Below are 20,286 nucleotides of genomic sequence, written 5' to 3'. Positions count from 1 at the left end.
AGCATCTCCTTCACGCCCAATAGGAACAAATGACGATTTTTAATTCCGTACTATTAGCAGAGCTTATGGCTCAGGCAGATATCTAGCTACCTAGGTTCAAGCGCCGCTGTGACAGGTGCTGCTCCACCTCGCTCTTAATCCACTTCTTCAGCGCCTGAACCCTAGGGCGGTCTTCATGGATGCTAGGGTGCACTAGCCATACTTGGCCATCTTGCATTACCTCAGGGAACGGCCTGACCAAAGTACCGTTTGCTATCTCTTTGGCACACAGCGAATGCCGCATTAACGCGACCCCCTGGCCATCACAAGCCGCCTGCAACACAAGGTCTGCCCGCGAAAATGAGCAGCCTCCACGGGTATTGATATCGTAGCGGCTGTGCCGGGAGAAAAAAGCGTCCCAGTTGGTGCTGTAGGCAGCGTGAGGCATAGAGTCATGTAACAAGATCGTCTGACACAAATCACCATAATCTTTGATTTCTAATCGTGCCAACAAATCCGCGCTGGCTACTGGATAAACGAGGTCATCGAATAGGTGTAGCTGAGAGAGCTTGGCATTGTCAGTCCAAGCGCAGCTGATTGCCAAGTCGACGCCGTCGCTATTGAAATTAGGGGTACTCAGATCCGCTTCTACCTCCAACTGTATGCCAGGGTAGGCTTGATTGAAGGATGGCATCCGCGGCAGCAACCACTTGCTAGCGAAGGAGGGCATCACGCGCACTTTTAGCGTGCCACTTAGCTCTTCATCTCCAATTTGGTGCAAAGTCGTTCCTAAAAGCCTCAACGCTTGGTCGACTCCGATGTGCAAGCGTTCACCGCGGTGCGTAAGCCTCAAGCCCCTAGGCAGGCGATAAAAAAGCTCATAGCCCAGTTCCTGCTCAAGCGCTTGAATCTTCTGGCTTACAGCGCTTTGTGTAAGGAACAGGTCTTTTGATGCGCGAGTGAAGCTCAAGTGCCGTGCAGCAGCATCGAAGTAGCGCAATCCCTCAAGAGAAGGTAGGGCACGAGACATGACGAGGCTCCAGCAGTTGGGATTTTACCAGTACAAGCATGAGTCATGCCGACATTAGTAAACCTAATGAGTCGACGTTAAAAATAGCCGTTTGTTCATGATTTCGGTTGTGGACATGCTGTGTGAGCGCCAACCGATTCGCCCACTTCTACTCGTAACTCATCGAAAGGATCGCGTCATGAGACCACTGTACTCGCTGCTGACTCCATTGTTAGTTGGCACTTTAGCGTCCTTTGCAGCTGCTGAGGCTAAGGCTGATTTACTTTCTGACATCAAGGGGCGTGGCGAGATTGTCGTCGCAACCGAAGCACGTTATGCGCCTTTTGAGATGATCGAGGACGGTAAAATTGTCGGGTACGGGAAAGACTTGCTCGACGCGATTATGCTTGATTTGCCCGGGGTCAAACTTAAACAATTAGATGTGCCATTTCAGGGCATACTTCCTGGATTATCCAGCAAAAGATTCGACTTCGTTGCCACGTCACTTACTATAACTAAGGCGCGAGCAGAAAGTTTTGCTTTTACCTTGCCTTTTTCCACTGCTAGTGTGGCAGTATTGAAGCGTAAAGGAGACGCTCGGATCAATAGTGCCGAAGATTTGATTGGCATGGTAGTAGGAAGTCAAGCTGGAGCCCCACAAATCGACGTGCTCAAGGAGTATGAGCGGACTGTACTGCAGCCTACGAAGAACTCGGGCGTGAAAGAAATCAAGGCATTTATGGACTATAATGAGGCTTATGCGGCTTTGGCCTCCCGTCGCGTCGATGCAGTCGTTCAATCCCTACCCAATCTCGCGCCTTTAATCAAGGAACGTGGAGATGTATTTGAAATTGTACAGCCTCCCTTCGGACCGCCGACATACTATGCGTGGGCCGGTCGTAAAGATGCTGACAGCGCCTCTCTTGTTAAATTCTTCAGTGACGGTATTGCAAAGCTGAACGCAAGTGGTGAGTTAGCCAAGCTCCAGCGCAAATGGTTCGGCTTCGAAATGCCTCTACCTACTGATGCTGTTCCAGCACCGATAAACTGAATGCAGTAATGCTAGTCGGGAAAATTAGGTATGTTTGATTTAACAGCTACAGCCCACTATTTGCCACAGCTTTTGGCAGGCCTGTTTACCACACTATGGGTATCTTTGACCGCTATTGCGTTAGGGCTGGTGGTGGGCTGGGCTGTTTGCCTTGGTCTGATGGGTGAGCATAGGTGGCTCCGGATGTTCTGCGCTGCTTATGTAAGCTTCTTTCGAGGCACGCCTTTGTTGGTACAGCTTGTTCTAGTATTTTATGCACTGCCTTCTATTGGGATAAGTTTACCTCCACTGGCCGCCGCGATTGTCGCGTTAACTTTGAATAGTGGAGCCTTCCAGGGTGAAATATTGCGCTCCGGTTTCCAGCTTCTGCCATACGGTCAAACTGAGGCGGCCAGAGATCTTGGTCTGTCGCGCTGGCAAGCATTGATTTATATTAAAACACCCCAGGTGTTGAAGGCCATGTTGCCTGCTCTTGTAAACGAAACTATCGATATCATTAAAAATTCCTCATTGATTTCTGCTGTCGCTGTACATGAGCTTATGAGGACAGCTCAAACCCTTGCCTCAACTACCTACCGCCCCATCGAATTCTTTATCGTGACTGGACTGCTTTACTTGGCCCTAACAATGGCGACTGGACGGGTGGGTAACTGGCTGGAAGCTAGGCTAAAAATTGCATAGGAGGTGCCTTTGATTGGCATTGGTCTGTTTGACGAGTACGGTGGCTCAATCCTAGCCGGGATTTGCGTTACGCTGAAAATGAGTATTGGGGGAATTGCGCTGGGGATGGTTTTAGGCCTGGCGTTACAGAGTTTTTACAAGCCTAATAACAAACCAGCTGCCTTTTTATATCAGCTGTATTTAAATGTTTTTCGGGGTACGCCGCTTCTTCTACAATTATTTTTGGTTTTCTATGGGGGACCATACATAGGTATTGACTGGACTGCAGAAACCGTAGGATTGATAGGTCTAGGGTTGTATGGTGCAGCCTATTTTGCAGAGATATTTCGTGCTGGACGTGAGTCAATTCCAAAAGGTCAACTCGAAGCTGCAAGAGATCTGGGACTGACAGGTACCCAGGCATTTCGAGTTGTGCTGTGGCCGCAGATGATGGCTCGGTGCGTACCAGCAGTTGTCGGGCAGACGATAATTCTACTAAAAGAGTCGTCTGTTTTGTCGATTATAACAGTCGCTGAGTTAACTAATGTGGCGATGACAATTGCTGTTCAGAGCTACTCGATGCTGGAACCATATACGATATTGGCGTTGACGTATTGGGCTATTGCCATTGTACTAGCTGGCATTGGCTCCAGAGCTGAGCGTCATTTTAAAAACTATCTGCAGCGCTGAGGTTATGCATGTCCAATTCATACGCTATAGAAATTCGTGATTTGCAAAAAAGCTATGGCCAGCATGAAGTGCTCAAAGGCATTTCACTCACCGTCGCAAAAGGCGAGGTTGTTAGCATCATCGGAGGTTCTGGATCTGGTAAATCAACGTTGCTGAGATGTATAAACTTTCTTGAGGAATATGACGGTGGTGAGGTATTGGTAAATAACCGCCTTATTGGTTACGGAAGCTCTGTTACTGGAGGTTTGTACCAATTACCCGAAAACACAATCCAGAGTTCGCTTCGCAAGGTGTGCATGGTTTTTCAACAGTTCAATTTATGGCCGCATATGCGTGTTCTTGATAATGTTGCCACCCCCCTGAGGCTTGTAAAAAAAATGCCGAAACTTGCGGCATATGCAATGGCGGAGGCCCAGCTTGAAAAGGTCGGTCTCGCTCATAAGGCTTCCAGCTACCCGAGTCAACTCTCCGGAGGTCAACAGCAACGGGTGGCAATAGCCAGAGCGTTGGCGATGGAACCCAGCATTATGCTGTTTGACGAGCCTACCTCAGCTTTAGACCCCGAATTAGTAGGAGAGGTGCTCAATGTCATTAAGGACGTTGCGAGTGAAGGTATGACATTAGTTATCGTGACGCATGAGATGGGATTTGCGGCAAAGGTATCGGATAAAGTCGTCTTTCTCGCTGATGGTCGCGTAGAGGAACAGGGACCTCCTAGCCAAATATTTGGGGCTCCCACCAGCCCTCGCTTACTTCAGTTCCTTACGTCATGGAATGAGCGGCAGAATGGTGGCAGTGTAAATTGAATTGCATTTACATCAATATGGTCTTACTTTGTGATCAAACTATCATTTGATCTCTTTCCAGAAGCATTAGATGCTAAATATTATCTTGTGCGGTGTTGCGTTTAAGCATGGTACTGAGGATGCAGAAAAGTGTCTAAATTCCCTGGCGGTGAGTTGCATATTGTGAAATTTGGATTCTTGCTCTCTGAGGGGTTTGACCTATATTCATTAGCGAATGCTATACAGCCATTACGATCCGCTAATCATGTAGCAGGCTTTCAGCTTTGTGAGTGGCAAATTCTCAGTTTAGAAGGGGGCACGCTTAACGCAAGCAGCGGCATAGCTACCGAGACTACTCGGCTGGACCATGCGCAGTTATTTAATGTGTTGATCCTGTGTACCGCGGAGAATCTACATTCCGATGCGGATTACGATGCTGTCATGCAGCGGCTGGACCATTGGATCACCGAGCCTGTTAATCTGGGGGCCTTCGGCGGTGCGGGCTGGTTGTTGGCAATGAGTGGCGCGCTAAATGGTTTTCGTTGCAGCCTACCTGAAACAGGGTATTCCCAGCACCTCGGTATTTACAAAGACATCAAATTTGTTACCGCGCCATTCTGTGTCGACCGTGGACGCCTGACATGTATTGGCCGCCAAGCTGTTCAAGGGCTCATGTGCGAATTTCTAGCACAAGAGTATGGGCGGTATATTATGTTAGAAGTTGAAAAGAATCTGGCAGTCAAATCAGGCGCAAGTGGTACGATTCCCCAGGTCCGAACTTAATTCCAGATAATCGTTGTGAGCTGGCTTATCGATGTAAATTAAGAGACAGAACCCTGGGTTTTTTTGTGTGGCCGATTCGAAAGTGCTCAACCGTTCGCATATCAATGTTATTTACTTCTCGACCGAAATTATCCATCACCAAGCTTGTTTCGGTAATCTCTCTAGCATCGTGGCCACCCTTGTCCCGAGATTGATCGGGCTAGAATGAAGATCTGCCTCGGCAAGAATGTTATCGTCTATATCATGATATCCGCTGATGAATTGCATCCCTCGCCCATTCTGGAAGCCGGTCTGCACATCTGAGATGTGTTGGGCTACTCGGAACTCAAGCGTTTTTTCGCTCTGATCACCGATAACAGCGCAAATACGCTGCACTTGGCAGACCCCTACAGGCTAGCGGTTAGGCGGCCTGCTCATGTTTGATCCTGTCCGCCCCAGGCGACTACGTAATAATCTGTAGTCTGATGTCGCTCCACAAAGCAGAGTCCTGATGCAGCGCAGCTCGGCGCGCATGGAGTTATTCTCCGGTTGAACCGTTTGTGTCAGTAAATGTTGCATCTCCTTCCCCTATGACCGCTCGCCTCACCCAGAGAAGACCCATGCACTCGAACTCGCTCGCTTCGTTGCGCTGGTCACCTATCGTCAGCATCTAAGCTGCGTTTATGACTCGATATCGACGGTCGAGATCGTCCATGGACATATGTCATCCAAAACATCGCGGTGTGTAGCGCTTTTTGATTAGCCCTGAGTTCCCCTTCGAAAATAGCGGGTCTGGTCAATTACAGGTCGGATTCGCACAAAAAATCCTACTTCGCATCTGTTCGAATGATCTTCAGCGGCCAGCCAGAGTGGCGTCTTACGTCGCTGAATCAACGACAAGGATAAATGACATGCAAATGCCTAAAACCATCCAGATCAAGAACGGCGAAAAAGTGAAATCGACGTTTTCGGTTGAGGAATACGCCAATCGACAGGCCAAATTGCGAGCGTATCTATCGCAAAACAATATTGATGCGGCAGTTTTCACGTCCTATCACAACATAAACTACTACAGCGATTTCCTGTTTTGCTCCTTCGGCCGCCCGTACGCGCTGGTCGTTACCCAAGACAGTGCCGTTACTATCAGCGCCAACATCGATGGCGGTCAGCCTTGGCGCCGCACCGTGGGTACTGAAAACATCGTTTACACCGACTGGCAGCGCGACAATTATTTCGTCGCGATCCAGCAAGCATTGCCGAAAGCTGGACGCATTGGCATCGAATTTGACCATCTGAACCTGCTCAATCGCGACAAACTTGCCAGTCGTTACCCGCAGGCCGAATTGGTGGACATCGGCGCACCTTGTATGCGTATGCGCATGATCAAATCCGCCGAAGAGCATGCAATCATCCGCCATGGTGCCCGCGTGGCAGACATCGGTGGCGCAGCAATCGTGGAAGCCTTGCGTGATCAGGTGCCGGAGTATGAAGTCGCCCTGCATGCTACCCAGGCAATGGTGCGAGAAATTGCCCGCACCTTCCCGGACTCGGAACTGATGGACACCTGGACCTGGTTCCAGTCTGGCATCAACACCGACGGTGCACATAACCCGGTGACCTCGCGCAAGGTTAACAAAGGCGACATCCTGAGCCTCAATTGCTTCCCGATGATCGCTGGTTATTACACTGCGCTGGAACGCACAATGTTCCTGGGCCATTGCTCCGACGAGCATCTGCGTTTGTGGGAAGTGAACGTTAAAGTGCACGAGGCCGGCCTGAAACTAATCAAGCCGGGCATGCGCTGCTGTGATATCGCCCTGCAACTTAACGAGATTTTCCTTGAGCACGATCTTCTGCAATACCGCACTTTCGGCTACGGCCACTCCTTCGGTACGCTGAGCCATTACTATGGCCGCGAAGCTGGGCTGGAACTGCGCGAGGACATCGACACGGTATTAGAGCCGGGGATGGTGGTTTCTATTGAGCCGATGATCATGCTGCCTGAAGGCCTTCCGGGTGCGGGCGGTTACCGCGAACACGACATATTGATCGTCAACGAGCAGGGTGGGGAGAACATCACCAAATTCCCGTATGGCCCGGAACACAACATCATCAAGAAGTGAGATTACGCGCCGCACAGTGAACCTGTGCGGCGTTCTCTTTTATTAGTGGCAAACGTGTAGAAAAAACCGTCCCGGCGGCTGAGTTAAACGGAAAAAGCAACGTATGCACGATAATATCGCGCATCATTTACTGACCCTAAACCCTGCCAAGTAAAACAATAGAGGGTATTTGTCATGTTCTACGTCATGATTCCGGCCACTGGCTCAAACCAAACCAACTTCCATACCGCTTCAGGTAGCGATACAGCGTTGCCTCTTCATTCCGATAATTGCACCTCTACCACCGGAGGTTCGCAATGAGCACCTGAAGCGCAAGTCTGACGCCGATCCTGGACCAGCAGCTTGAACAGGTGTCCGAGCGCAAGGCACTGCGGCGCGCGGCCAGTGCCAGTTTCATGGGCAACTTCGTCGAATGGTTCGACTACGCAGCCTACGGCTATCTGGCAACCGTTATTGCACTGACGTTTTTTCCTCAGACCGACAAGGCGACCGGTCTGCTGGCAACCTTCGCGGTGTTTGCGCTGTCGTTTATCGTCCGACCGCTGGGAGGGCTAGTCTGGGGGCACTTCGGAGACAAATACGGGCGGCGCAGCGCATTGTCATGGTCGATTCTGATCATGTCAGTCTCGACCTTCTGCATCGGTATCCTGCCGACTTACAACCATATTGGTCTGTGGGCATCGGCTCTGTTGTTCCTAATCCGCTTGTTTCAGGGCTTTTCCGCTTCCGGAGAGTACGCCGGTGCATCAGCCTTTCTGGCCGAGTATGCCCCCGAGGGTAAACGCGGTTTGTATACCAGCATCGTGCCTGCGAGCACTGCTGCCGGCTTGTTGTTCGGAGCAGTGTTCGTGGCCGGTCTGCATTCGTGGATGAGCGTTGAGGATCTGCACAGCTGGGGCTGGCGTTTGCCCTTTCTGTTGGCGGCACCGTTCGGTCTAGTCGGGCGTTACATTCGCATGAGTTTGCAAGACACACCCAAATTTCTGGAGATGGAAAAACGCCTCGAGGCCAAGGAATGCGCGACCCACGCTCCAGTTCGCGAACTTTTGACCTTGCACCGGCGTAGCGTGATTACCGGGATCGGTGTGACATGCCTGAATGCGGTGGCGTTCTACCTGTTGCTCAGTTATATGCCGACCTACCTGTCCACCGAGATGGGCATGAGCGAGAGTGATTCGTTCATGGCGTCAACGGTGTCGTTGGCGACCTATATCGGGCTGATTTTCCTGATGGGCAAACTGTCTGATCTGTTCGGACGAAAGACCATGTTGCTGACCGCGTCGGTGCTGTTCCTAGCCCTTACATGGCCGCTGTTTGGCATGCTGAACAACCAGCCGCTGGTCGTCATTCTAATGATCCAGATCGCTTTTGGCGCGATCTTGGCGATGAATGATGGCACCTTGCCGTGCTTCCTCGCCGAGATATTCCCGACCCGCGTGCGTTTCAGCGGTTTTGCCTTTAGCTTCAATATCGCCAATGCGGTTTTCGGCGGCACTGCGCCCTTTATTGCGACCTGGCTGATTCAATTGACCGGTAACAAAATGGCGCCAGCCTGGTATCTACTGGCGGCCGCTGCCGTTGCTTTGATTGCCATGCTCGCCAGTCGCGAGACCGCGCATAAAGCCTTGCAGGATTGACCAGCACCATCACTACCCTGTATAGGCCGAGCATGCTCTGATCGCGTCCTTGAGGTCGCCGTGACGAACAGGCTCGGCTCCTACAATCAATGCACGGCAGCCACTTTTTTTCGTTCACTTATGGGCGATATGCCGAAGAAACGGCTGTAGCATTTGGAGAAGTGCGCTGGGGAGACAAATCCGCAAGCTAGGGCAATGTCGCGCACTTGCGACTCGCTGCGCAATAGCAATTGCCGCGCTCGCGAAAGACGCAGCTCCAGGTAATACTGACTCGGTGTGCGTTGCAGGTGCTTGTGAAATAGGCGTTCCAATTGCCGCACCGATACTTCGTTCAACCGCGCGAGCTCCTCAAGGCTCAATGGCTCATCGAGATTGGCTTCCATGATTGCCACCATCTGGCTGAGCTTAGGTTGGGACGTGCCCAGTTTCTGTCGTAATGGGACGCGTTGCTGTTCCTGTGCGCCCCGTACCCGATCACACAGTAGCAACTCGGCCGCATGTGCTGCGATGTCCCGACCACCGGGTTCGCGGGCAATCAACTGTAGTGTCATGTCCATAGAGGCGACGCCACCGGAGCAGGTGTAGCGATCACGATCGAGCTCGAATAACTGGTTGGAAATAATGATCCCCGGAAAACGCTCCTTCAGGGCTTCGATATCTTCCCAGTGAATCGTGCAGCGATAACCCTTGAGCAAATTAGCGCGCGCCAATAAGTGGCTCCCAGTGCAAATACCACCTAGTGGCACCTGATCATGCGCCAGCTTGCGTAGCCAGTTGAGTAACGGTTGACTGCTGTGATTAGAGACGATCGGGTTTGATCCGACAACAAACAGAATATCTAGTTTTGGTGCATCGGTGATGGTGTAGTCGGGCAGGATGCGCATGCCGTTGCTGGCCGTGACCGGGTCCATGTTCGCTGCGATGATAACCGTGCGGAACATCGGTTGACGCGCCGCCATATTGGCTATGCGCAATGTTTCCACGGCGGAGGCGAAGCCGATAGTGGTGAAATTTGGTATGACCAGAAAACCTACGGTTTTCACTGGCCGTGGTTCATTAGCCGAACGTCCCGCCGCGGGGGGGAGCGCCGCCTGGAGTTTCGCCATTGTTCGCACTCCTCAACTGCATAAGTGACGCGCTTTGCGGCAATATGCCGACGTTCGCAACATCATTTTGTTTCTACGAGGGTTAACCCCGCTTTCAGTCTTAGGATCTTACTCCGAGTGTCCGATCAATAGACAAAGCGATACCTGCTTGCACTCAAGGTTTTCCTTGGGGGTCGATTTGAAGCCGGTCGATCCGACCAAATGGCTACGGAAGGGAATGTCCATCGCATGTATGCAGTTACCGAGCAAATCCCACCGCCAGTAGGGCCAAATATCGAGCAGTGTATACGGAATGCTGCTTCATTCTCACCCTGGCCCATCGCCAATCTATATCGAGACAAAATTTGTGGTTTGGTGCAAAGGCGAGCTTGCTTGGATGCGTCGCTTGCTTCCTGCGGGGGGCACTGATCTAGGTGTCGTCCCCTAGCATTACCTGGAAACACGGAACCTTCCCCCGACGCTGGCCATCGACACGCCGGGTTGCAGGCATTCCTGGACTATCTGGGCTTTAAGGGGTTTGGGCTAAGACGTTCTTCGGCGCATGGGAATCCTGACGATAAGAGTGATGGTGTCCACGTATTTTTAGGTGGAGAACATCGCCCTTTGCTGGGATCGGGTAGGTGACTTTGCCGGACGGTTAGAGCGCCAGTTAAAGCTGGCAGAGGATAGTCGATGAAAGTTCGATACTGGTAAGAAATGGCGAATCAACCAGACCCCGAGTCATGCATGTTGCACCGTGAGGTGCAGGGTGAAGCGTTGACAGGGGAAACCGATGGGCCAGCCATTGAGCCGCGTAATCAGGAATTCGGGATGCCGATGCTGTTAACCGAAGCAGAAGGCAATACGGAGCATGGCGTTATACGCCAGTCATGCTCTGATCCCGCGCGGTCGGAGACCCTGTGCACGTCGGGAAGTCCTTTGCACAGAAACTGGGAGATCTCAGCGGTGCCCGGTGCGCAAGCACCGGGCGGAGGAGGAAAGGCCAAAAGCCGTAACCCTGCTGCCTACGTCGCTGAGAAGTCGGATACGTCCGTAGTACCTGAGAAGCCATCGAACAAGGGGCCAAGCCCTGCGGAGATAGTGGAGGAAAGGGACGTAGCCAAGGGAAACACCGACACGTCCCCCGCGCCCCGGACACAGAGTCGGATCAGTTGCGCGTCGATGGGACTTGAAGGTGTACGTGAAGCAGCCCGAAGGAACAAGGGCATGCAGTTCACGGCATTGCTGCACCACATCACACCGCAGTTATTGGCGCAGAGCTTCTATGCCTTGCGCCGCGATGCAGCGGTGGGCGTGGACGGCATGTCGTGGCGAGAATATGAGGAAGGTCTTCTCCAGCGGGTGACCGATTTGCACGCAAGGCTCCACAGTGGAGCCTATCGGGCAACGCCATCGCGGCGGGTGTACATTCCCAAAGCCGATGGCAGGCAGCGCCCGTTGGGCATTGACTCTTTGGAGGACAAGATTGTACAGCAGGCGGTTATTACCGTTCTGAATGCGATCTATGAAGAGGACTTTCTTGGATTCTCGTATGGGTTTCGACCGGGCCGCAGTCAGCACGATGCGCTGGCTGCGTTAACGGTCGCGCTGAAAAGCCAAAAGGTGAACTGGATACTTGATGCGGATATCACGTCGTTCTTTGATGAGATCGACCATGAATGGATGCTGATGTTTCTGGGACACCGAATTGCAGACCGGCGCTTGCTCGGGCTTATCTGCAAATGGCTTCAAGCGGGCGTTGTGGAGGATGGCCGTAGGGTGGCTGCGACCAAGGGGACGCCCCAAGGCGCAGTGATATCGCCGCTGCTGGCGAATATCTATCTTCACTACGTGCTGGATCTATGGGCAAGGCAGTGGCGCGAGCGCCACGCCCGTGGCGATGTGATTGTCGTGCGCTACGCGGATGACAGTGTGGTGGGGTTCAGGACGAAAGTGCAGGCTCAGCAGTTTCTGGTGCAGTTGCAGGAACGGTTGGCCAGGTTCGGCCTATCGCTCAACGCCTTGAAAACACGACTGATCGAGTTTGGTCGTTTTGCTGTGACGAATCGCAGGAAACGAGGTTTGAGAAAACCGGAGACTTTTGATTTTCTGGGTTTCACCCACTGTTGTAGTGTCAGCCGACGCGGTGACTTCCAAGTACTGCGACTGACTGTCAAAAAGCGTATGCGTGCGACGCTTCTTGCTATCCGTGAGGAGTTGAGTCGCCGGCGTCATGACCTTGTCCGGGTTCAAGGGCAATGGCTCAAACGTGTGGTGAGCGGTTACTTCAATTACCACGCGGTACCGGGGAACCTGATACGTCTTAGCGGTTTTCGTTTGGCGGTATGCCGTCTCTGGCGGCAAGCCCTTAAGCGACGCAGCCAGCGTAATCGGCTTCAATGGTCACGGTACGGACGCCTTGCCGATCTCTACATCCCGAGACCTAGAAATGCACATCCTTACCCTGAGGATCGCTTTGCGTCACATACCCGAGGCAGGAGCCGTATGCGGTAGTTCCGCACGTACGGATCTGTGCGGGGGGCGGCAGGTAACTGCCGTTCCTACCGCGACCGCTCTTCCGCCCCTTCGGGCACACCCGGCGTGAACCGCAACGGTCCGGCGAGTCACCGCAGCCGCCCGGGTGCCACAGCCATGGCCCAGTGGTGCGCATACGGCGCTGGCTCGGCCGCACCAATCGCGGCCGGCGCCACAACCAGCACTCCATAGTACGAGGTACCTGCACCGGGAGCATCGGCAACGGCCGCTGAAGACGGTGCAGTGCTAGCTTGCACGCAAGGGCTGTCTGGCTAAAGAAGGCGATCGGTTAGCAGCCTGATCCGAGCAAGTGAATGCAGGGGAAAAGTCCACCGCATGTATGTTTTAACCTGCCAGGTCACGCCACCAGCTGTGCTTAAACACCAAGCAGTTTAGGCGGTATTTTGCTGGAATTCTCGCCTGGCCCTGCGTCGGACGATATAAAGAGCGATTTTCGGTCTCGCCCAAATATGAGTTTGCGTGGGTGTACTGCTTGCATCCTGCACGGGTGGCTGATCAATGCTCATACCGTTAGCCTAACCCGTTAAAATTCTACCTCACACAAAGCCTTGAGGTCGTGCAGGGACTCGCAATACGTCAGACATCCGTCTCACCTCCGTCACTGGCGTTAGCCCATGCCCATGCCGTTACTTGTCGTAGGGGTTGTCAGAACAATGCCTCAATGGAGCGGGTGATCCTGGTTTGAAAACTGAGGGTATCGGTAGTGGGGGTACAATATCACCAAAGAGACGGAGAGACATCAATCTCGATTTGATGCATCGCTATAAACGGGTTCGCCCAAACGAGCTAAATCGTTGCCTTGCTACAAGCTCAGTCAGAGAAAAGACTTAGTGTTGGGTCGGTGAACTGTCGACAGCCATATTGACGGACTTGAGGGCCCCTGCAAGATTCTCAGCTATATGCTGAGCAAGGTATTTGCTACGCCGGGCTTCGTACCTAAACAGTGCGTTCGCGCTACATAAAAGGGCGTCGTGCATACGCAGCCAAATTAATTGCCTATAAAAATGTGATAGATGCACATTACCTTGTATTCGCTTCGCACGCTTAATTCTTAATTTTCTAGCGTTTGAGAACAGGCCCAGTATTTGCTCCAGCCCTTGCAGGCCTGTCCATCAACGCTTTCGATCTGGAGAAAAAAGACATGAGTGCATCTGGCGATTTTCCGTTAAGCGAAGCCCCGCAATCTGCGCGCAAGGGGCTTCTTTCCATTTCCATGGTTCTGTTCAGTTTCACGTTCTTTACCGGCACAATGTTCGCCGGTGGGAAGCTGGGCATGGCATTTTCGTTCACCGACATGTTATGGATTGCAACCATCGGCAATAGCCTATTGGCACTCTATGCTGCGGCCCTGGCTTTCATTGCTTCGCGTAGTGGCCTTAACACCGTCCTGATGGGACGGTTTTGTTTCGGCGAGGCGGGTAGCAGGCTGTCCGACTTTCTGCTGGGCTTTGCTGAGTTGGGCTGGTACGCCTGGGGCACCGCGACGGCGGCTATTGTTCTGGTAAAAATGCTTGGCTTGTCCGAAGGACTGACGATTCCGTTGATGATCCTGTTCGGCTTTGGTTTCAGCATCACGGCTATCGTGGGCTACAAAGGCCTGGATGTCCTGTCGCGTGTTTCTGTACCGCTGATGTTTATTTTGCTGATCGTTTCCATGTACATCGCCACCCGCGATATTGGAGGCTTTAAGGGGCTGGCGGCTGTCATTCCCCATGAGACCATGACCTTTTCGGCGGCGGTGACGATGGTGTTTGGCACCTTCGCCAGCGGTGCTACTCAGGCGACCAACTGGACCCGGTTGTCGCGTACCGGTCGCGTGGCAATCATCGCCAGTGTCGTGAGCTTTCTGATAGGTAACGGCTTGATGGTGGTCGCCGGAGCTTGGTGTGCAATCGTCTATCAGCAGGCCGATATCGTTGAGGTAATGATCCTTCAAGGCTTGTCCTTCGCAGCAGTCATCATGCTCTGCCTCAACCTCTGGACCATTCAAGGTCCGACCATCTACAACGTCGCCGCTGCGTCTTGCCATCTGCTGCGCAGCGAGCGACGACGCACCATGACGGTTGCTGCCGCGGGTGTCGGTGTGCTGTTGGCCATCGGCGGTATGTACGAAATGCTGATCCCGTTTCTGGTGCTGCTGGGCTCGATCATTCCTCCTGTGGGCGGTGTAATCATGGCTGATTTCTGGTATCGCCACCGTGGTAAATACCCGCTGTTAGCGAATGCCAGCTTGCCTCGCTACAACCTCATGGGCCTGGGCGCCTACGCCGTGGGGGCCCTGGTCGCATACTGCTCGCCCTGGGTCGCTCCGCTGGTGGGTATCGCTGTATCAGCCGTCTGTTATATAGGATTGCTGCAGTTCAGCGGTCGTCGTGTCGCGGTGAGCGCCGCACAGGGGGAGTAGTGAGTTTGACCGTTGAGGAAGTCCTCAAACTGACCGGCCTCGAGGAGCTGAGCGTGCGTGCTGGTGCGGGTCAGCTGCATCGCAGTGTCCGCTGGCCCTATGTGGCTGAGAACGAAGGGATCGCCGAGTGGGTGATGGGGGGCGAGCTGGTGTTTATTACTGGTGTCAATCACACCAGGAACGAGGCTAATCTCCTGAGAGTAGTCGAAGACGGTGTGGATATGGGGATTGCTGGTCTGGTGGTTCTCACCGGGGGAACGTTCATTCAAAGCATCCCCCCAGCGGTTATCGAGCGGGCCGAGGTACTTGGCCTGCCTCTGATTGAGCAGCCCTATCTTCTAAAGATGGTCTTCGTCAGCCACACGATCGGCACGGCGCTGGTGCAGACCGCTCAGGCGCGGCGTTCACGTCATGACATCCTCAGCCAACTGCTGACCGGCGACTACCCGAGCCTGGCTATCGCGCGCCAGCGTGCCGAGCACGTGCAGCTTCCTCTTGAAGGGCCACGTCATCTCGTGGCCTTGCGGCTGTCGTCGGTCAGAGGTCTGTTCGAAAACCATCCCCCGGCCCAGGCTGAGCAATTGTTGCAGCAGACGCAACAGGCACTGCAAGACTACCTGGAAGCCTGGAACCGCCGTTTACCTGAAGCATTGCCGGTAATCCTACAAGGTGATTTGTTCATCGTGCTACTGGCGAACCGTGCACAGCTGCGTGACGATCTTTTGTATCTGCACCGCGAACTCAGCAGTTTGATTGGAACCATGACGGTTTTCATGGGGCTGGCAAACCGGGTCGAGGATTGTGGCCAATACCGTCAGGCCTTAAGCGAGGCGCGTCAAGCGCTAGACGTTGCGGAAAACCTGCGACCGGCCAGCGGCCTCTGCGACTTCAGCGAGCTGGGAGTACTGCGGCTGTTGCAGGGCATAAGCGACCGTACGGTGATTGATCACTTCGTGAAGCAGACCCTCGGCGCCTTGATCGAGCCTACCCGCAAGCACCCGTTCACTCTGATTGAGACCCTGGATGCGTTGCTGCAGGAAAACGGCAATGCCCTCAAGGCCGCCTCCCGGCTGGCGATCCATCGCAACACCATCACCCAACGTATTCAACGCATCGAACAACACAGCGGGCTGTCGCTGGATGACCCTCTATTTCGCATGAATGCCTCGGTCGCGCTGCTGGTATGGCGCATGACCGACGTCAATAGCAAGGAGTAAGTATGAATATCATAAACGCGCGACTGCGCGGTAAAAACGGCCTTTTTCGAATCGAGCTCGATGAGGCGCATATTGCGGCCATTATCCCTCAGACTGATGTGCTTCAAACCATTGACGCAACCGACCTGGATGCCGGACAGAATCTGGTTACCGCACCGTTTGTCGAGCCACACATCCACCTGGACGCCGCGCTCACCGCCGGCGAGCCGAAATGGAATATGAGCGGTACGCTGTTCGAAGGAATTGAACGTTGGGCCGAGCGCAAGGCGCTAGTGACCCATGAGGACACTAAAGTACGTGCGCGCAAGACCATCGACATGTTGGTCGATAACGGTATCCAGCATGTGCGTACCCATGTCGATATCACCGACCCAAGCCTTGCCGCGCTCAAATCCATGCTGGAGGTGCGTGAGGAAACCCGGCACCTCATCGACCTGCAAATCGTTGCGTTCCCTCAAGAGGGTATCGAATCGTTCAAGAATGGCCGTGCTTTGATGACCGAAGCCGTGGCCATGGGTGCTGACGTAGTGGGCGGTATTCCGCATTTTGAAAATACCCGTGAGCAGGGCGAATCCTCGGTGAAGTTTCTGATGGACCTGGCGGAGCGGACGGGGTGCCTGGTAGATGTGCACTGCGATGAGACCGACGATCCACAGTCGCGCTTTCTGGAAGTGCTGGCCGAGGAGGCGAGGGTGCGCGACATGGGTGAGCGGGTAACCGCCAGCCATACGGTGGCGATGGGCTCCTATGACAATGCGTACTGCTACAAGCTGTTTCGATTGCTCAAGCGTTCGCGCATAAATTTTATTTCCTGCCCGACCGAGAGCATCCATTTGCAAGGTCGTTTCGACGGTTATCCCAAGCGTCGCGGCCTGACTCGGGTTGCGGAGATCGACCGGGCTGGCATGAACATCTGCTTCGGTCAGGACTCAATCGTCGATCCATGGTATCCGCTGGGGAATGGCAACATTCTGCGCATTCTGGAAGCGGGTCTGCACATCTGCCATATGCTCGGCTACGAGGACCTGAAGCGTTCTCTGGATCTGATCACCGATAACAGCGCCAAGACGCTGCACCTGGGTGATCGCTACGGGCTTGAGATCGGCCGACCGGCCAATGTATTGATCCTGTCCGCGCCAGACGACTACGAAATGATCCGCAGCCAGGGGCAAGTGCTGATGTCGATCCGCAACGGAAAGGTTCTGATGCAGCGAAGCCCTGCGCGCGTAGAGCGATTCACAGGTTAAGCCACTTTCGCCAGCGAATCATGCTGGCCTTCCCTGGTAACCGCTTGACTTGCTCAGGGAAGGCCGGTGCATTCGACATCGCTTCGGTGCGCTGGTCACCTCTCGCCAGCTTCCTAGACTGCATTGTTGTCTCGGTCTCTTCGACGGCCGGGAACGTCCGTGCCCCCATTTTAATTGATGCGTTTTTCGGCAATAAACCAAGTTGATATACGAATTATCAGAATGAAAAATCACCATTAGACTCGACCACATCGCCGCATTGTTCACGTTGCGAAAAGAGAAAGGAGTTACGTGTTGCATACTCAAAAATCATCCAGGGACACCATAGGCCTACGGCGCGTTGTAGTGACCGGGATGGGCATTGTCTCCTGCCTGGGCAATGACCAGGTGGAGGTTGTGCGGGCATTGCGTGAAGGGCGCTCGGGGATCGGCTTCAATCCGACCTACGCCGAAGCAGGACTGCGTAGCCATGTCAGCGGGCTGCTGAACGTGGATTTGCTGCAGATTGACCGCCGCCAGCGGCGCTTCATGGGCGATGCCGCTGCCTATGCCTATCTGGCGATGCGCGATGCGATTGCGGACGCCGGGCTTGAGCCAGAGCAGGTGTCCAATCCCAGAACGGGCTGCGTGATGGGATCCGGCGGCGGCTCCAGCGAAGATATTGTCCAGGCCAACCAGTTGCTGGAACAGGGCATTCGCAAGGTCGGTCCCTATCGAGTGCCGCGCACCATGACAAGCACTGTCTCGGCTTGTATCGCCAGTTTCTTTGCCATCAAGGGCCTCAACTATTCCATCGCTTCTGCGTGCGCGACCAGTGCTCACTGCATCGGTCACGCCTTTGAGCAGATCCAGTTCGGTAAACAGGATGTCGTATTCGCTGGCGGCGCCGAAGCCGAGCATGTCAGCCAGAGCTGTATGTTCGATGCCATGGGGGCTTTCTCGACTAGCTACAACCGTGTGCCCACCCAGGCGAGTCGGCCATACGATGTTGCACGCGATGGCTTCGTGATAAGCGGTGGGGGTGGCGTGCTGGTTCTTGAAGAACTGGGGCACGCCCTTGAGCGTGGTGCGAAGATCTACGCAGAGGTAATCGGTTATGGCACCGCCTCCGACGGCCAGGACATGGTGTCACCCAGTGGCGACGGAGCACTGCGTTCCATGCAGGCGGCATTGAGCTCCTGTGATGAAACTGTGGATTACCTCAACACCCATGGCACCAGCACCCAGGCGGGCGATTTGGTCGAGTTGCGCGCTGCCTTGCTGGCGTTCGACGGCAACTTGCCTGCGTTCAGTTCTACCAAATCGTTGACCGGTCATGCACTAGGCGCGGCCGGCGTTCATGAAGCGATCTATTCGCTGTTGATGATGCAACACGGGTTTCTCGCCGCGTCCCACAACATTGAGCAACTTGATCCTGAAGTCGAACCGTTGCCAATCATTCGCACTACGCGCCTGAACCAGTCGGTGGATTGCGTGATGAGTAACAGCTTCGGTTTTGGTGGCGCAAACGCCAGCCTTATTTTCAGCAAGCGCGCGTTCCAAGCGTGATCTGAGGAAGCGATTGGAGTGACATCGCAGCGACTTGGTCGGTAAGAGTCGTGTCGTTGCGGGCGGCAACCAAGGTCCGCCAGAGACCAACAGCCCCGCTGTTCTTTTTTTTAGTTAGCTTCTGCCCATCGCTTGTTCCGACAACTGACAGTGAGGTGGATATGACAACTAATTCGCACACGCCCCAGCAACCAGTGGAGTTGAAAAAAGTAGTTTGGGCGGCTTCAATCGGCAACTTTGTCGAATGGTTTGATTTCGCGATCTACGGCTTTCTTGCGACCACGATTGCGCAAATTTTCTTCCCCAGCGGCGACACGACGACGGCGCTGCTCAACACTTTTGCGGTGTTCGCCGTGGCGTTCGCCTTTCGCCCGCTGGGCGGTTTGGTCTTTGGCATGTTGGGGGATCGGCTGGGGCGCCGTCGGGTGTTATCGATGACCATCCTGCTTATGGCAGGTGCAACTACCCTGATCGGTCTTTTGCCGACTTATGCAAGCATTGGCTTGATGGCTCCGGTGCTGTTAACGCTGATTCGCTGTGTACAGGGGTTCTCCGCCGGAGGTGAATACGCCGGCGCGTGTATCTACTTGATCGAGCACGCTCCATCCCACAAACGTGCCCGATACGGCAGTGCCGCACTGGTTTCAACGTTTGCGTCCTTTGCTGCCGCCGCCATCGTTACCTACCTGCTCAACACCTTTCTGAGCGCCGAAGAAATGGCCAGCTACGGTTGGCGTCTACCGTTTCTGATTGCCGCCCCCCTTGGTCTGGTGGGTTTGTATCTGCGCTGGCAGCTGGATGAAACCCCGGCATTCAAGGCCATCGCAGCCACCGAACGCGGTGTCCATGCGCCGCTCAGAGAAACCTTGCGCGACCAGGCCGGCGCGATGTGCTGCCTGGGTGCATTCATCTCGTTGACGGCCTTGTCCTTCTATATCTGCACAACCTACTTTGTAACTTATCTGCAGCTTCAGGGGGGCTTACCCCGGCCTACGGCTTTGTTGATCTCGGTACTCACGCTGGTATTCGCCGCAGGGCTCTGTCCGCTGGCGGGAGCTTACTCGGACTACGTTGGCCGGCGTCGCACCATGTTGACCGCCGCTTTATGGCTACTGGTGACGATATATCCAGCATTTCTGCTGGCCGGTTCAGGGACGTTTGTTGCGAGCCTGATGGGTGCGTGTCTACTCGCGGTCGGCGCGGTGCTTTGCGGTGTCGTCACAGCGGTGCTGTTGTCCGAAGTCTTTCCGACCCACACCCGCTACACGGCCTCTGCCATCACTTACAACATGGCTTACACCGTGTTTGGCGGCACCGCGCCGTTCATGGCCACCTGGTTGATCGAGCAGACCGGTAACTCCATGGCACCGGCTTTCTATCTCGCCGCGATTGCGATCTTTGCCCTCGCCGGAGGTCTTTCCCTGCCGGAAACTTGCGGGCGCGCACTGGATGGGCGCGAGCTCGAATCACAGCCCCGCTTAAAGCCCTTGGCCTGACCGTACAATCATTGAAACGCTTGCAACATAAAAACTA

General features: G+C 54.1%; 15 protein-coding genes. 13 read left to right on the top strand and 2 right to left on the bottom strand.

Going from position 1 to position 20,286, the window contains the following annotated elements; genetic code table 11:
- Positions 1-82: 82 nt before the first annotated feature.
- On the bottom strand, positions 83-1,009 hold the full coding sequence (locus tag BLR63_RS12480; RefSeq protein WP_010565149.1) for a LysR substrate-binding domain-containing protein: 927 nt from the start codon (positions 1,007-1,009) through the stop codon (positions 83-85).
- Positions 1,010-1,187: 178 nt separating this feature from the next.
- Between BLR63_RS12480 and BLR63_RS12475 the strand changes: the two genes are divergently transcribed.
- The 7 genes from BLR63_RS12475 (at position 1,188) to BLR63_RS12445 (ending at position 8,696) form a co-directional block, all read left to right on the top strand.
- Positions 1,188-2,039, top strand: coding sequence for a transporter substrate-binding domain-containing protein (locus BLR63_RS12475; protein ID WP_010565150.1), 852 nt, complete (start codon positions 1,188-1,190; stop codon positions 2,037-2,039).
- Positions 2,040-2,069: 30 nt separating this feature from the next.
- The gene (locus BLR63_RS12470) at positions 2,070-2,720 is read left to right on the top strand and encodes an amino acid ABC transporter permease (protein WP_010565151.1); all 651 of its coding nucleotides are present in this window, start codon (positions 2,070-2,072) and stop codon (positions 2,718-2,720) included.
- Between the two features lie 9 nt (positions 2,721-2,729).
- Positions 2,730-3,389, top strand: coding sequence for an amino acid ABC transporter permease (locus BLR63_RS12465; protein ID WP_010565152.1), 660 nt, complete (start codon positions 2,730-2,732; stop codon positions 3,387-3,389).
- A gap of 8 nt (positions 3,390-3,397) precedes the next feature.
- The gene (locus BLR63_RS12460; RefSeq protein WP_034128263.1) at positions 3,398-4,195 is read left to right on the top strand and encodes an amino acid ABC transporter ATP-binding protein; all 798 of its coding nucleotides are present in this window, start codon (positions 3,398-3,400) and stop codon (positions 4,193-4,195) included.
- Positions 4,196-4,324: 129 nt separating this feature from the next.
- Entirely contained in the window at positions 4,325-4,957 is a 633-nt protein-coding gene (locus tag BLR63_RS12455; protein WP_010565154.1) for a type 1 glutamine amidotransferase family protein, read from the top strand.
- Positions 4,958-5,847: 890 nt separating this feature from the next.
- Positions 5,848-7,059, top strand: a complete 1,212-nt coding sequence (locus tag BLR63_RS12450) for a M24 family metallopeptidase (protein ID WP_010565155.1) — start codon at positions 5,848-5,850, stop codon at positions 7,057-7,059.
- 395 nt (positions 7,060-7,454) lie between these two features.
- The gene (locus tag BLR63_RS12445; protein WP_233095443.1) at positions 7,455-8,696 is read left to right on the top strand and encodes an MFS transporter; all 1,242 of its coding nucleotides are present in this window, start codon (positions 7,455-7,457) and stop codon (positions 8,694-8,696) included.
- An 86-nt stretch (positions 8,697-8,782) separates the two neighbouring features.
- Here the strand turns inward: BLR63_RS12445 and BLR63_RS12440 are convergent, their stop codons facing one another.
- On the bottom strand, positions 8,783-9,802 hold the full coding sequence (locus BLR63_RS12440) for a GlxA family transcriptional regulator (RefSeq protein ID WP_010565157.1): 1,020 nt from the start codon (positions 9,800-9,802) through the stop codon (positions 8,783-8,785).
- A gap of 1,206 nt (positions 9,803-11,008) precedes the next feature.
- Here BLR63_RS12440 and ltrA point away from each other — a divergent pair.
- The 6 genes from ltrA to BLR63_RS12410 all read left to right on the top strand — a co-directional run bounded on the left by ltrA (position 11,009) and on the right by BLR63_RS12410 (position 20,249).
- Positions 11,009-12,295, top strand: a complete 1,287-nt coding sequence (ltrA, locus tag BLR63_RS12435; RefSeq protein ID WP_010565158.1) for a group II intron reverse transcriptase/maturase — start codon at positions 11,009-11,011, stop codon at positions 12,293-12,295.
- Between the two features lie 1,183 nt (positions 12,296-13,478).
- A complete protein-coding gene (gene codB, locus BLR63_RS12430) occupies positions 13,479-14,741 on the top strand; it encodes a cytosine permease (RefSeq protein WP_010565159.1) in 1,263 nt (420 codons plus the stop codon).
- Positions 14,741-15,958, top strand: a complete 1,218-nt coding sequence (locus BLR63_RS12425; RefSeq protein WP_010565160.1) for a PucR family transcriptional regulator — start codon at positions 14,741-14,743, stop codon at positions 15,956-15,958. The genes codB and BLR63_RS12425 overlap by 1 nt, the downstream gene beginning before the upstream one ends.
- A gap of 2 nt (positions 15,959-15,960) precedes the next feature.
- Entirely contained in the window at positions 15,961-17,205 is a 1,245-nt protein-coding gene (gene codA / locus BLR63_RS12420) for a cytosine deaminase (RefSeq protein WP_010565161.1), read from the top strand.
- 354 nt (positions 17,206-17,559) lie between these two features.
- Entirely contained in the window at positions 17,560-18,753 is a 1,194-nt protein-coding gene (locus BLR63_RS12415; protein WP_010565162.1) for a beta-ketoacyl synthase N-terminal-like domain-containing protein, read from the top strand.
- Positions 18,754-18,914: 161 nt separating this feature from the next.
- Positions 18,915-20,249 (top strand): MFS transporter, encoded by a 1,335-nt coding sequence (locus BLR63_RS12410; protein ID WP_010565163.1) that lies wholly within the window; start codon positions 18,915-18,917, stop codon positions 20,247-20,249.
- Positions 20,250-20,286 lie beyond the last annotated feature (37 nt).

Origin of the sequence: Pseudomonas extremaustralis (assembly GCF_900102035.1) — a bacterium.
GTDB classification, from domain to species: Bacteria; Pseudomonadota; Gammaproteobacteria; order Pseudomonadales; family Pseudomonadaceae; genus Aquipseudomonas; species Aquipseudomonas extremaustralis.
Note: the sequence above shows the minus strand (reverse complement) of the source record. Positions and strands in the feature narration are given on the sequence as shown.

Excerpts from the sequence above, each read along its gene's own strand:
- BLR63_RS12480 (WP_010565149.1), bottom strand. The coding sequence starts at position 1,009 with ATGTCTCGTGCCCTACCTTCTCTTGAGGGATTGCGCTACTTCGATGCT.
- BLR63_RS12475 (WP_010565150.1), top strand. The coding sequence starts at position 1,188 with ATGAGACCACTGTACTCGCTGCTGACTCCATTGTTAGTTGGCACTTTA.
- BLR63_RS12470 (WP_010565151.1), top strand. The coding sequence starts at position 2,070 with ATGTTTGATTTAACAGCTACAGCCCACTATTTGCCACAGCTTTTGGCA.
- BLR63_RS12460 (WP_034128263.1), top strand. The coding sequence starts at position 3,398 with ATGTCCAATTCATACGCTATAGAAATTCGTGATTTGCAAAAAAGCTAT.
- BLR63_RS12450 (WP_010565155.1), top strand. The coding sequence starts at position 5,848 with ATGCAAATGCCTAAAACCATCCAGATCAAGAACGGCGAAAAAGTGAAA.
- BLR63_RS12445 (WP_233095443.1), top strand. The coding sequence starts at position 7,455 with ATGGGCAACTTCGTCGAATGGTTCGACTACGCAGCCTACGGCTATCTG.
- BLR63_RS12440 (WP_010565157.1), bottom strand. The coding sequence starts at position 9,802 with ATGGCGAAACTCCAGGCGGCGCTCCCCCCCGCGGCGGGACGTTCGGCT.
- ltrA (WP_010565158.1), top strand. The coding sequence starts at position 11,009 with ATGCAGTTCACGGCATTGCTGCACCACATCACACCGCAGTTATTGGCG.
- codB (WP_010565159.1), top strand. The coding sequence starts at position 13,479 with ATGAGTGCATCTGGCGATTTTCCGTTAAGCGAAGCCCCGCAATCTGCG.
- codA (WP_010565161.1), top strand. The coding sequence starts at position 15,961 with ATGAATATCATAAACGCGCGACTGCGCGGTAAAAACGGCCTTTTTCGA.
- BLR63_RS12415 (WP_010565162.1), top strand. The coding sequence starts at position 17,560 with ATGGGCATTGTCTCCTGCCTGGGCAATGACCAGGTGGAGGTTGTGCGG.
- BLR63_RS12410 (WP_010565163.1), top strand. The coding sequence starts at position 18,915 with ATGACAACTAATTCGCACACGCCCCAGCAACCAGTGGAGTTGAAAAAA.